The sequence below is a fragment of the Cellulosimicrobium cellulans genome (genome assembly GCF_007679345.1).
GTDB lineage: Bacteria > Actinomycetota > Actinomycetes > Actinomycetales > Cellulomonadaceae > Cellulomonas > Cellulomonas cellulans_A.
The window spans coordinates 1-13211 of the sequence record NZ_VEGH01000020.1 but is presented as its reverse complement, the minus strand read 5'-3'; the positions used below and the strand labels follow the sequence as shown (position 1 = coordinate 13211).

Below are 13211 nucleotides of genomic sequence, written 5' to 3'. Positions count from 1 at the left end.
CATCGGTCGGAGCCCCGCCGTTCTTGAGCGATCGGCCCCCGCACCACCCGGTCACGCGACGACCCGCAGGATCTCCTCCACCGACGTCTGCCCCAGCGCGACCTTCTGCCACCCGTCGTCGCGGAGCGTGATCATCCCCTGCGACCGCGCGGTGGCACCGATCTCGGCCGCGGAGGCGCGTGCGACGGCGAGCCGCTCGATGTCCTCCGTCACCCGCATCACCTCGTGCAGGGCGACGCGCCCGCGGTACCCGGTGCGGGAGCAGGCGACGCAGCCGACCGGGCGGAACAGCTCGGGCAGTGGCTCGCCCGGCACCCAGGGGAACCGGGCGCCGATGAGCTCGGTCTCGGTCGGGGTGTAGGACTCGCAGCACTTGGCGCACAGCCGCCGGGCGAGCCGCTGGGCGACGACGGCGTCGAGCGCCGAGCCGACCAGGAACGGCTCGATCCCCATCTCGGTGAGCCGGGTGACCGCGGACGGGGCGTCGTTGGTGTGCAGCGTCGAGAGGACGAGGTGGCCGGTGAGCGCCGCCTCGATGGCGATCTGGGCGGTCTCGTGGTCGCGGATCTCACCGAGGAGGACGACGTCGGGGTCGGACCGCAGGATGGAGCGCAGCGCTCCGGCGAACGTCAGGCCGGCCTTGGGGTTGACCTGCACCTGGTTGATGCCGGCGAGCCGGTACTCGACCGGGTCCTCGACGGTGATGACGTTGATCTCCGGCTTGGAGACCGCGTTCAGGGTCGCGTAGAGGGTGGTCGACTTGCCGGACCCCGTGGGCCCGGTGACGAGGATCATCCCGTAGGGCTTGGTGTACGCCTCGCGGTACGTCTCGTAGTTCTGCTCGAGGAACGCCAGGTCCCGCAGGTCGAGCGAGGCGGTGGAGTTGTCCAGGATCCGCATGACGATCTTCTCGCCCCACACGGTCGGCAGCGTGGCGACGCGGAGGTCGATCTTGCGACCGTTGTGGGTGACGGACATGCGGCCGTCCTGGGGCTTGCGGCGCTCGGCGATGTCGATGTCCGACATGATCTTGACGCGCGAGATGACACCGCCCTGGATCTGCTTGGGCGAGCGCTGCATCTCGTGCAGCACGCCGTCGATCCGGTACCGCACGCGCAGGTCGTGCTCGGTGGGCTCGATGTGGATGTCCGAGGCCCGGTCGGAGATCGCCTGGGTCACCAGCAGGTTGACGTACCGGACGATCGGGGCGTCGTCCTCGACGGCGTTGCCGATGTTCGACAGGTCGACCTCGGCCTGCTGGGACTGGTGCTCCTCCTCGAACGCCGAGGACAGGTCCTCCATCTCGCCGTCGGCGCGGCAGAACCGCTCGATCGCGCGGCTGAGGTTCTCGTAGGTCGCGACGATCGGCAGGACCGCCATGCCCGAGACGGTGCGGACGTCGTCGACCGCGACGACGTTGCCCGGGTCGGCGGTGGCGAGCACGAGCGCCCCGTCCTGGAACCCGACGGGCAGCACCGTGTACCGCCGGCACAGCGCGGCGGGCACCATCGACACCGCGGAGCGGTCGACCTGGTACTCGTCGAGGTCGACGAACGCCATGCCGACCTGGCGGGCCAGCGCGGCGACCAGCTGGCCCTCGGTGAGGACCCCGATCTCGACGAGCGTCCGGCCGAGGGACTGCCCCCGGGCCATCTGCTCGTCCAGCGCCGCCATGAGCTGCGCCTCGCTGACCAGGCCCTCGTCCAGCAGGATCTCGCCGAGCTGCTTCACCCCGTTGCCCTTTCGTCCGGGGCAGGCAGGTGCACCGGCCCCGTAGGGCCCATCGGCAGGTCGGCGCGGGGAGATGAGGGTCCGGCGGGCACGGGTCCGGCGCGCGACGGTCGTGGCGCGGGTGAAACCCCCGGTCAGCGGGCGGCGGTGCCCGTCGCCGAGCCGTCGACCGCGCCGTCCGCGCGCCCGTCGAGCGCCGCGCCGAGCGCGGCGTCCATCGCCGCGAGCGGGCCGGGCCGCCCGGTCATGAGCCGCACCTGCTCGGCGGCCTGGTGCAGCAGCATCCGCTCCCCCGGCACGGCGACGCCGCCGGCGCCGAGCCACGCTGCGTGCAGCGCGGTGGGCCGCGGGTCGTAGGCGACGTCGAGCAGGACGGCGTCCGGCCGGGGGGCGTGCGCGGCACCGGCGGCGAGCCCGGAGGCCAGGCCGTCCGCCGCGCGCGGCGGCAGGGTCGAGACGACCAGGTCGGCACCGGCCATCGCGTCGAGCGCGCCGTCGAGCGACCGGAACACCGGCTCGACGCCCATGCGGTGCGCGGCGCGCGCGAGCGCACCGGTCCGGCCCAGGGACCGCGCGAGCACGACGGGCGCGGCGCAGCCCAGCTCGGCCAGCGCGGCCAGGGCGGAGGCCGCGGTGGCGCCGGCGCCGAGGACGACGGCGCTCCGCGCGGGCGGCCGCTCCCCCGGCGCCGCGCCGGCGCCGCCCTCGCTGGCCGCGAGGCCCTCCGAGAGCGCCGCCACGATGCCGTGCACGTCCGTGTTGGCGCCGGTCAGCACCGGTCGTCCCGACCCGCCGGCCTGGACGAGCACGGTGTTCACCGCGCCGACGACGCCCGCGAGTGGCTCGACGTGGTCGAGCAGCGGCAGCACGGTCTGCTTGAGCGGCATGGTGAGGCTGAGCCCGGCCCACGTGGCGTCGAGGTCGCCGACGAACGCCGGCAGCTGCTCCTCGGTCACGTCGACCGCGTCGTACGACCAGCAGTCCAGCCCGAGCGCCCGGTACGCGGCCCGGTGCAGGACCGGCGACAGGGAGTGCCCGATCGGGTGGCCGAGGACGGCCGCCCGGCGCGCTGAGCCGGAGGTCACTGGTTCGCGTCCTCCCAGGCCCTGAGCTCGTTCACGTAGGTCTGGTGCTCGTCGTAGGTCTCGGCGAACTTGGTCTCGCCGGTGTCCGGGTTGACCGTGACCCAGAACAGCCACGGGCCGTCCGCGGGCGTGATGACCGCGTCGATGGACGCCTCGCCCGGGTTGGCGATCGGGGTCGGCGGCAGACCGGTCGTCTTGTACGAGTTGTACGGGTTGGACGCGTCGTCGAGCTCGGCGCGGGTCGGCGAGCGACCGGTCACCCCGACGCCGTAGAGCACGGTGGCGTCGACCTGCAGGGGCATCTGGATCTCGAGGCGGTTCTCGATCGCCCGCGCGATCTTCGGCCGGTCCTCGTCGAGCTTGCCCTCGCGCTCCACGATCGACGCCTTGTTCAGCACCGTCTCCCACTGGTCCTGCGCGACGCCCTTGCTGGTGAGCAGCGCCGTCGTGCGGGCCACCATCTGCGAGAGCACGCTGGCGGCGCTCGACCCGGGCTCGACCTCGTAGGTCATGGGGAACAGCCAGCCCTCGACGTTCCCGCCGGCCTCGGCCGGGAGCCCGATCGCGGCGGGGTCGGCCGCGGCGGCCTGCAGGTCCTCGACGGTGATGCCGGTGACCTCGTAGACGCGCTGGTAGATCTGCTGGGCGGTGTAGCCCTCGGGGATGGTGACCCGGTTCGAGACGCGGTTGGCGGGGTCGAGCAGCGCGTTGACCGCGTCGCTGGCCTTCATCTCGAGCTGGAGCGTGTAGGTGCCGGGCTGGATGCCGGTCGCGGCGGGGTTGGCCGCGTACGCGCTCGTGAACGCCTTCGTGGTGGCGACGACGCCCGCGTCGACCAGCGTCTGGCCGATGGCGCCGCCGGTGTCGCCGGACGCGACGACCACCTGGGTCTCGCCGCTGCCGGGCCCCGGGTAGTCCTGGACGGTCTCCTCGCCGCCGGAGCCGGAGAACAGCCCGCCGAACACGCTCCACACGACGAAGCCGGCGCCGCCGACCAGGACGAGCGCGAGCAGCAGCACGACGAACGTGCGCCGACGGCGGTGCTTGCGCTGCTTGGTCCGCTGCTCCTGCGAGTCGCGGCGCGAGCGGCGCGAGGGCGGGGGCGCCTCGTGGTGCTCCTGCTGCGGAGCACCGAGGAACAGGTCGCTCACTCGGTCGTCCCTTCGGTGTGTCCTGCTCGTCCGTCCTCCTGCGGACCCCCCGGGCGCTCCCCCTCGGGGCGCTCCGGGCGGGTCGCCGTGACCCGCTCGCCGGGCCGGCGGCCCGTGGAGCGCTCCGCGTCGAGCGCGGTCTGCAGGATCACCACCGCGGCCGCCTGGTCGACGACCGCCCGGTGACGACGCCCGGACCTGCCGGACGCGTGCAGCGCCTGATGGGCGGACACCGTGCTCATCCGCTCGTCGACCAGCCGCACCGGAACCGGTGCGACGGCCTGCGCCAGCGCACCAGCGTACGCGCGTGCGGCCTGTGCTGCCGAGCCCTCGGTCCCGGACAGGTGCTTCGGGAGGCCGACGTAGACCGCCGCGGCGAACCGCTCGGCCACCTCGGCGACGATCGTGGCGACGTCCGAGGGCAGCGCGCCGGGTGCCGGCGGGCGGGTGTCACGGGGCAGCGTGTCGACCGGCGTGGCCACCAAGCCGTCCGGGTCGCTGGCCGCGAGGCCGACCCGGACGGAGCCGACGTCCACGGCGAGCCGGGCCCCGCGCACCACGGCGTCGGGGTCCGGCACGCCGGGCGTCTCGGCCGCGCCCGGGGTGCCGGCCACGGGGCTCAGGCCCCCGCTCCGATCGCCTCGCGGATGCCGGCGAGCGCCTCGGGCAGCCGGGCGGCGTCGGCTCCACCGCCCTGCGCCAGGTCGTCCTTGCCGCCGCCACCGCCGCCGAGCAGGGCGGACGCGGTCTTGACCAGGGCGCCCGCGCGGACGCCCTTCTCCCGCGCCGCGGCGTTCGTCGCGACCACGACCACCGGGCGGCCCTTGGCCACGCCGCCGACAGCGACGACGGCCGGGGCCGACTCGCCGAGGCGGGAGCGGACGTCGAGCACCAGGGTGCGCAGGTCGTCCGCGGCGACCTCGCCCGCGTCGTGGGTGACCACGCGGGTGCCGCCGATCTCCGCCGCCGAGGACGCCAGCGAGCCGGCGATCGCGAGCACCTGCGCGGCGCGCAGCCCCGCGAGCTCCTTCTCGGACTCCTTGAGGCGGGTCATCAGCGAGGACACCCGGTCGGCGAGCTCGTCGGGGCGCGCCCCGAGCAGGCCGGAGATCTGGCCGACGAGGGCGCGCTCCTTGGCGTGGAACCCGTACGCCCCGTCGCCGACGAGCGCGTCGACCCGGCGGACGCCGGAGCCGATCGAGGCCTCGCCGAGCAGGGTGACCAGGCCGAGCTCGCCGGACTGCCGCACGTGCGTGCCGCCGCAGAGCTCGCGGGACCAGTCGCCGCCGATGGACACGACGCGGACCTGGTCGCCGTACTTCTCGCCGAACAGCGCCATGGCGCCGAGCGCGCGGGCCTCGGCGATCGGCATGACCGCGTCGGTGACCTCGAGGTTCTCCTGGAGCCGGGTGTTCACCCGCTCCTCGACCTCGGACAGCACGCCCTGCGGGACCGCCTGGCCGGCGCGGAAGTCGAAGCGGACGCGGCTGGGCGCGTTCTCGGAGCCCGCCTGGGTGGCCGACGGGCCGAGGGACTCCTGGATGGCCTTGTGCACCATGTGCGTCGCGGTGTGCGCGCGGCTGATCGCGATGCGGCGCGCGGTGTCGATCGACGCGACGCCCGGCTCGTCCAGCGTGACGGTGCCCTCGACCAGGCGGCCGCGGTGCACGGGCAGACCCTTGACCGGCGCCTGCACGTCGTCGACCTCGATGGTCGCGCCGCCGTCCAGCACGATCGTGCCGTGGTCGGCCAGCTGGCCGCCCATCTCGGCGTAGAACGGCGTGACGTCCAGGACGACCTCGACCTCGGCCGGCGCGGTGGCCGCCGGCGAGGGCTGCCCGTCGACCAGCAGGCCGACGACCCGCGAGCGGGAGGTGCTGCGGTCGTAGCCGACGAACTCCACCGGCTTCGCCCCGGACCCGCTCAGCGTCGCGTGCAGGTCCTGGTACGCCGCGGTGTCCGTGCGGCCCGCGCGCTTGGCCAGCGCGTCCGCCCGGGCGCGGTCGCGCTGCGCCTGCATGAGCGTGCGGAACGCCTTCTCGTCGACGGACACGCCCTGCTCGGCGGCCATCTCGAGCGTGAGGTCGATCGGGAAGCCGTAGGTGTCGTGCAGCTGGAACGCCTTCTCGCCCGACAGCAGCGGGGCCGCGCTCGGCGTCCCGGTGCCCGTGGACTTCGCCTCGGAGACCGCGAGGTCGAGGATGGAGGTGCCCGCGGTGAGGGTGCGCAGGAACGCCTCCTCCTCCGCGTACGCGACCTTGGCGATCCGGTCGAAGTCGCGCGCCAGCTCCGGGTACGACGGCGACATCGCGTCGCGGGACACCGGCAGCAGCGTCGGCAGCGCCGGGGTCTCGACGCCGAGCAGGCGCATCGCGCGGACGGCGCGGCGCAGCAGGCGGCGCAGCACGTAGCCGCGGCCCTCGTTCGACGGCACGACGCCGTCGCCCATGAGCATCAGGCCCGAGCGCACGTGGTCCGCGACGACGCGCATCCGGACGTCGTCCTCGTGGTCCGCGCCGTACCGGCGACCGGACAGCTGCTGCGCGGCCTCGATGACCGGGAAGACCTCGTCGATCTCGTACATGTTGTCGACGCCCTGCAGGAGGAACGCGACGCGCTCCAGGCCCATGCCGGTGTCGATGTTCTTCTGCTTGAGCTCGCCGAGGATCGGGAAGTTCTCCTTGCCGCCCCCGTCGCCACGCTCGTACTGCATGAACACGAGGTTCCAGATCTCGATGTACCGGTCCTCGTCGACGACCGGGCCGCCCTCGGCGCCGTACTCCGGGCCGCGGTCGACGTAGATCTCCGAGCACGGGCCCGCGGGGCCGCGCGCGCCGGTGGACCAGTAGTTGTCCTTCATGCCGCGGCGCTGGATGCGCTCGTCCGGCAGGCCGGCGATCTTCTTCCAGAGCGCGGCCGCCTCGTCGTCGGTCTCGTAGACCGTGACCCAGATCTTCTCGGGGTCGAAGCCGTAGCCGCCCTGGTCCTGCGGAGTGGTGATCAGCTCCCACGCGTGGGTGATCGCCCCCTCCTTGAAGTAGTCGCCGAACGAGAAGTTGCCGTTCATCTGGAAGAACGTGCCGTGCCGCGTGGTCTTGCCGACCTCCTCGATGTCGAGGGTGCGCACGCACTTCTGCACGCTCGTCGCGCGCGGCCACGGGGCCGTCTGCTCGCCGAGCATGTACGGGATGAACGGCACCATGCCCGCGATGACGAACAGCGTCGACGGGTCGGGCGAGATCAGCGGGGCCGACGGCACCACGGCGTGGCCGCGGGCCTCGAAGAAGTCGAGCCAACGCTGGCGGATCTCGGCGGTGCGCATGGTGTCCTCGTCTGGGTCGGGTGGCGGGGGTCGCGGGCCCCTGCCCGTTCTCGTGGTTCAGCGTCGCGCGCCGCGGGTGTGTTCCCGCGCGGGCGACCGGGTGCAGCCTAGGGGCCGCGAGGTGCAGGTCAGTAGAACGAGTACGGCAGGTCGCCGTCGCCGTCGGCCGGGTCGTCCGTGGGCTCGTCGGCCCAGCCCCTGCGGGCGCGGGCGGCGCGGGCCGCCTCGCGGGCCTCGGGGTCCCGGTGCCAGGCGGGCGGGACGGCGCCGCCGGCGTCGTGCTCCGCCTCCCGGTCGGCGGCGCGGCGCCCGGCGCGCGCGGCGCGGATCGCGTCCACGTCCACGTCGCCGACCAGGTCGTGCCGCAGCTGGGCCTCGCGCTCGGCCATGCCGGTGCGGAACTCGCGGCGCGCGTCGGACAGCGACCGCACGGCGCCGGCGGTGGTCGCGCCCGCGCGGAACGCGGTGCGCGCGGCGCGGGCGGCCGTGCCGGCGGTGGCCCGGGCGGTCCCCGCCGCGCCGGTCGCCGAGCCGTCGGCGTGCGCGCCGTGCCCGGCGGGGGCGCCCGTCAGGTCGTCCAGCAGGCCGAGCCGCTTGGCGCCGGCGACGGCCGCCACGGCGCCCACCGCGACCCAGAGCAGCCGGCTCATCGCCCGGACCGCCCGCGGCCCAGGCCGGACAGGGCGCGCCGCACGCCGTAGCTGAAGGCGGCGACCTTGATCATCGGCCCGCCGACGGTGGCCGCGAACAGCGACGTGAGCGCCGACGCGTTCTGCGTGATCTGGGCGGCCGAGGTGGTGATCGCGTCGACCCGCTCGAGCTGGGTGTTCGTGGACGACACCGTGGTCGCGGCCTCGTCGAGGATCGGCACCGTGTGCTCGGTGATCTCCTTGACCGAGGTCCGGGTCTCGTCCAGCACCCGGCCGAGCTTCACCAGCGGCACGGCGAGCGCACCCACCAGCAGCACGAAGGCGATGGCCGCGATGAGCCCCGCGATGTCTCCCAGCATGGCCAGCCCTTCTGCGTCGTCCCGACGTCGTCCGACGTCGGGTGAACCCTACCCGGCGGACGGTGCCGCGCCGGGTGCCCGGCCGCGTCCGCGGGCCGGAACGCCGCGACGCCCCGGCGCCGGCCCGGTGACGGGCGGTGCGGGGGCGTCGCGGTCGTGCGTGCGGGGTGCCTCAGCGGGCGTAGTACTCGACGACCAGCTGGACGTCGCAGGTCACGGGGACCTCGGCGCGCTTCGGGCGGCGCACCAGCACGGCCGACAGCTTCTCGAGCTGGACGTCCAGGTAGCCCGGGACGGCCGGCAGCACGTCGCGGTGGGCGCCGGCGGCGGCCACCTGGAACGGCACGGTGGTCTGCGACTTGGGCTTGATCTGCAGGGTCTGGCCCTCCTTCACGCGGAAGGACGGACGGTCCACGATCTTGCCGTCGACGAGGATGTGGCGGTGGGTCACGACCTGGCGCGCCTGCAGGATGGTGCGGGCGAAGCCGGCGCGGAGCACCAGCGCGTCGAGACGGGTCTCGAGGTCCTCGACCAGGGCCTCACCGGTCAGGCCCGGGGCCTTGCGGGCGTCCTCGTACGCACGGGCGAGCTGCTTCTCACGCAGCGCGTACTGGGCGCGCAGACGCTGCTTCTCGCGCAGACGCACCGCGTAGTCGGACTCGGTGCGGCGGCGGGCGCGGCCGTGCTCGCCGGGCGGGTAGGGGCGCTTCTCGAAGTGCTTGACGGCCTTCGGGGTGAGCGCGAGGCCGAGGGCGCGCGAGAGGCGCACCTGGCGACGCGCACGCGTCACGTTGCTCATGTGGTTCTTCCTGTCGTTTCTCGTACGGCACACCCGTGCCCGGTTGCTCCCGGGCGGGGCGTGGGGCCGACCTCCGTGCGTCCGTACGAGGCGGACGCGGCTAGGACCCCAGGCGGTCGTCCGGCTGACCCACGGGGAGACCCCGGGTGCGGACGACCGTGCAACTCTACCGGGTGCGCGTCGCTGGGCCTAATGCGGCCCCGGACGGCGCGGTGCCAGCCCGGGTCACCCGTCCGTCGGCGGCGGCGCCTGGTCCAGCACCGAGCGGATCCGGCCGAGCCGCTCGCCGACCTGACGCTCGTAGCCGTTCTCCGTCGGGCTGTAGTACCGCGTGCCCACCAGGTCGTCGGGCAGGTACTGCTGGGCGGCGATCCCGTGCGGGTGGTCGTGCGCGTACAGGTAGCCCTTGCCGTGGCCCAGCTGCTTGGCGCCGGCGTAGTGCGCGTCGCGCAGGTGCGCGGGCACCGAGCCGAGCCGGCCCGCCTGCACGTCGGCGAGGGCGGCGTTGATCCCGTTGTACGCGGCGTTCGACTTCGGCGCCGTCGCCAGGTGCACCACGGCCTCGGCCAGGATGATCCGCGCCTCGGGCATGCCGATGAGCTGCACGGCCTGCGCCGCGGCGACCGCGGTCTGCAGCGCGCTCGGGTCGGCCATGCCCACGTCCTCGGACGCCGAGATGACGATCCGGCGCGCGATGAACCGCGGGTCCTCCCCCGCCGCGATCATCCGGGCGAGGTAGTGCAGCGACGCGTCGACGTCCGAGCCGCGCACCGACTTGATGAACGCGCTGATCACGTCGTAGTGCTGGTCGCCGTCCCGGTCGTACCGGACGGCGGCGACGTCGATCGCGCGCTCGGTGGTGGCCAGGTCGACGACCGCGGGGGCGTCCGCGTCCTCCCCGAGGTCGACGTCCGGGTCCGCCAGCCGCGCCTCCCGGTCGGCCAGCGCGGCGCCCGCCGCCGCCTCGAGGATCGTCAGCGCCTTGCGCGCGTCGCCGCCGGACAGCCGGAGCAGGTGCTCCTCGGCGTCGTCGGTGAGCACGACCGCACCGCCGAGCCCGCGCTCGTCCTCGACGGCCCGCCGGATCAGCGCCCGGACGTCGTCCGTCTCGAGCGGCTTGAGCGTCAGCAGCAGCGACCGGGACAGCAGCGGCGAGTTCACCGAGAAGCTCGGGTTCTCGGTCGTCGCCGCGACGAGCGTCACCCAGCGGTTCTCCACGCTCGGCAGCAGGGCGTCCTGCTGGGCCTTCGTGAACCGGTGCACCTCGTCGATGAACAGCACCGTCTCCGAGCCGTCGGACGCCAGCCGGCGCCGCGCGTCGTCGACGACCTGCCGCACGTCCTTCACGCCGGCGGTGACGGCCGACAGCTCGACGAACCGGCGGCCGGACGTCGTGGCGACCAGGTACGCGAGCGTCGTCTTGCCCGTGCCCGGCGGGCCCCAGAGCACCACCGAGGACGGGGCCGCCCGCCGCGCCGTGGCGTCGCCCGGCTCGACCAGCCGCCGCAGCGGCGAGCCCGGTACCAGCAGGTGCTCCTGCCCGGCGACCTCCGCCAGGCTGCGCGGGCGCATGCGCACCGCCAGCGGCGCCCCGGCCGACGGGGCGGGCGTGCCCTGCGCCGTCGAGGTCACCGCGTCGAACAGATCCATGCCCACGAGCCTACGGGCGCGGTCCCACACGCCGCGCCGCGGGGCCGGGACGGGTGGGGCGCGCGGGACCGGTGGTGCGCGAGGGGCGCCGGGCCTGCGATGCTGGCCCGCGTGTTCGAGAGCCTCGGCCGCCTGGTCGCCCGCCACCCCCGCCTCACGGTGCTCGTGTGGGTCGTCGTCGCCGCGGGCTGCTTCGCGGTGGCGCTCGTCGGGGTCGGCGGGCAGAACCTGTTCGACCGGCTGAGCACCGGCGAGCCGGTCGTCCCCGGCTCGGACAGCGCGACCGCGAGCGAGCTGCTCGCCTCCACCAGCACGTCCGGCGCGTCCCTCAGCCTCGTCGTGCAGGGCGCGGACCCCGCGACCGAGGGGCTGGCGGAGGCGCTGGCACCCGCCCGCGAGGACGTCGCCGCGGTCGACGGCGTGGTGTCGGTGATCGACCCGTTCGTGCTGCCCGAGGGCCCCGCGAACCCGGCCGCGGCGCCGCTGCTGGCGCAGGACGGCGACGGGTTCCTCCTGGTCGCCGAGCTCGACCCGGAGCTGTCGGACGACGCCGAGTCGGCCGCGCTGCGCGAGCTGCGCGACCGGCTCGAGGCGGTGCCCGACGCGCTGCACGCCGTCGCCCCGGAGGCGACCGGGCTCGTCGGCGGCACCTCGCTCATCGTCTCGGCGATCACGGACCAGGTGGAGCAGGACCTGACCACGGGCGAGGCGATCGCGCTGCCGGTCGCGCTGCTCATCATGGTGCTGGTGTTCGGCGGCTTCCTCGCGGCCGCGATGCCCCTGGCCGGCGCGATCGCGTCGATCGCGGGCGGCCTCGGCGCCCTCGTCGGGCTGTCGTACCTCATGGACGACCTGGAGTCGTCCGTGGTCAACGTGGTGACCGTGCTCGGCCTCGGCCTGTCGATCGACTACGGCCTGCTCATCGTCTCCCGGTTCCGCGAGGAGCTCGGCAAGACCCTCGGCGACGACGAGGGCCGGTCCGCCCGGCGGCGGCGCGGCGACGGGGCCGTGGTCGGCGCGCTGCTCACCACCATGTCCACGGCGGGCCGCACCGTCGCGTTCTCCGCGCTCACCGTCGCGATCTCGATCGCCGGCCTGCTCGTGTTCCGGCAGGACATCCTCCGGGCGTTCGGCGCCGGCTCCGTGGCCGTCATCGTGTTCGCCGTCGCCACGGCGCTGACCCTGGTGCCCGCGCTGCTCGTGCTGGCGGGCCGTCGCCTCGCGCGGCCCAGCGTGCTGTCCCGGGTCCCCGGGGTGCGCGCCGTGCTGGCCCGCACCGCCGACGTCGAGCGCGAGGAGGGCGTGTTCTCCCGCCTCGCCGCGCGCGTGCAGCGGCGCCCCTGGTGGGTGATGGGCGGCTCGCTGGCGGTGCTGCTGGTGCTCGCGACCCCGCTGCTGCACCTCGAGCTGCGGAACTCCACCACCGAGCTGCTCCCCCGGTCCAGCCCGCAGCGCGAGTACGTGCAGGTGCTCGCCGAGCAGTACCCCGCGTCCACCTCGGCCGCGGTGCCCGTGGTCGCCCGGACGTCCGTCGCGGACGCGCAGGCCGTCGTGCCGGACCTCGAGGCGCTGGACGGCGTGGCCTCCGTGGACGCGCCGGTCGCGCGCGGGTCGGTCGTCGTGATCGGCGTGCGCCCCGACACCGACGACCCCGGCGGCGCGGACGCCCAGGCGGTCGTGCACGAGCTGCGGGACCTGGACCTGCCGTTCGAGGCCTACGTCGGCGGGCAGGCCGCGAACCAGATCGACTTCACCGACGCGCTGGTGGACCGCGCACCCTGGGCGCTCGGCATCGTGGCCGTCGCCACCCTCGTGCTGCTGTTCCTCATGACCGGCTCGGTGCTGGTGCCGATCAAGGCGCTGCTCACCAACATCGTGTCGCTCTGCGCGTCGCTCGGCGTGCTGGTCTGGGTGTTCCAGGACGGGCACCTGTCCGGGCTGCTCGCGTTCGACCCCACCGGCGGCATCGAGACCTACGTGCTCGCGCTCGTCATCGCGTTCGCCTTCGGGCTGGCGATGGACTACGAGGTGTTCCTGCTGTCCCGGATCAAGGAGCTGCACGACGCCGGGGCGCCCAACGACGTGGCCGTCCGGCTCGGGCTGCAGCGGTCCGGCCGGGTCATCACCTCCGCGGCGGCGATCATCATCGCGGTGTTCGCGGGGTTCGTCGCCGGCGAGCTGCTGGTGATCAAGGAGGTCGGCTTCTCGCTGGCCGTGGCGGTGCTGATCGACGCGACCCTGGTCCGGCTGCTGCTGGTGCCCGCCACGATGACCGTGCTGGGCGACCTGAACTGGTGGGCCCCGGCACCCCTGCGCCGGCTGCACGCCCGCCTGGCGATCACGCACTGACCCCAGCGCCGCGCGCGCGGCCCGCTCCGCGACGGGCCGGCCTCGCGCCCGCCGCTGCCCCCGGGCCGCGCCCGCGCCCGACCGCCGGCCCGCGCCTGCGCCAGCGCCCGCGCCG

The 13211-nt window shown here is 74.7% G+C and carries 10 protein-coding genes; 1 reads left to right on the top strand and 9 read right to left on the bottom strand.

Annotated elements, in window-relative coordinates:
• Window positions 1–51 precede the first annotated feature (51 nt).
• The 9 genes from FS882_RS19370 to FS882_RS19330 all read right to left on the bottom strand — a co-directional run bounded on the left by FS882_RS19370 (window position 52) and on the right by FS882_RS19330 (window position 10747).
• Window positions 52–1731: a GspE/PulE family protein gene (locus FS882_RS19370; protein WP_158375653.1), complete on the bottom strand. Its 1680-nt coding sequence runs from the start codon at window positions 1729–1731 to the stop codon at window positions 52–54.
• Window positions 1732–1865: 134 nt separating this feature from the next.
• Window positions 1866–2816, bottom strand: coding sequence for a shikimate dehydrogenase (locus FS882_RS19365; protein WP_158375651.1), 951 nt, complete (start codon window positions 2814–2816; stop codon window positions 1866–1868).
• Window positions 2813–3967, bottom strand: coding sequence for an endolytic transglycosylase MltG (gene mltG / locus FS882_RS19360; RefSeq protein ID WP_262348420.1), 1155 nt, complete (start codon window positions 3965–3967; stop codon window positions 2813–2815). Before mltG ends, FS882_RS19365 begins: the two co-directional genes overlap by 4 nt.
• Window positions 3964–4581, bottom strand: a complete 618-nt coding sequence (ruvX, locus tag FS882_RS19355) for a Holliday junction resolvase RuvX (RefSeq protein ID WP_316043660.1) — start codon at window positions 4579–4581, stop codon at window positions 3964–3966. The genes mltG and ruvX overlap by 4 nt, the downstream gene beginning before the upstream one ends.
• 5 nt (window positions 4582–4586) lie before the next feature.
• Window positions 4587–7289 (bottom strand): alanine--tRNA ligase, encoded by a 2703-nt coding sequence (alaS, locus tag FS882_RS19350; protein WP_158375649.1) that lies wholly within the window; start codon window positions 7287–7289, stop codon window positions 4587–4589.
• 128 nt (window positions 7290–7417) lie between these two features.
• The gene (locus FS882_RS19345) at window positions 7418–7939 is read right to left on the bottom strand and encodes a hypothetical protein (protein WP_158375647.1); all 522 of its coding nucleotides are present in this window, start codon (window positions 7937–7939) and stop codon (window positions 7418–7420) included.
• Window positions 7936–8298, bottom strand: coding sequence for a DUF948 domain-containing protein (locus FS882_RS19340; protein WP_147793636.1), 363 nt, complete (start codon window positions 8296–8298; stop codon window positions 7936–7938). The genes FS882_RS19345 and FS882_RS19340 overlap by 4 nt, the downstream gene beginning before the upstream one ends.
• Before the next feature lie 172 nt (window positions 8299–8470).
• Window positions 8471–9097: a 30S ribosomal protein S4 gene (rpsD, locus tag FS882_RS19335; protein WP_147793637.1), complete on the bottom strand. Its 627-nt coding sequence runs from the start codon at window positions 9095–9097 to the stop codon at window positions 8471–8473.
• A 225-nt stretch (window positions 9098–9322) separates the two neighbouring features.
• Window positions 9323–10747 (bottom strand): replication-associated recombination protein A, encoded by a 1425-nt coding sequence (locus tag FS882_RS19330; RefSeq protein WP_158375645.1) that lies wholly within the window; start codon window positions 10745–10747, stop codon window positions 9323–9325.
• Between the two features lie 111 nt (window positions 10748–10858).
• Between FS882_RS19330 and FS882_RS19325 the strand changes: the two genes are divergently transcribed.
• Complete coding sequence (locus FS882_RS19325; RefSeq protein WP_316043659.1) at window positions 10859–13096, top strand: MMPL family transporter; 2238 nt, start codon at window positions 10859–10861, stop codon at window positions 13094–13096.
• Window positions 13097–13211 lie beyond the last annotated feature (115 nt).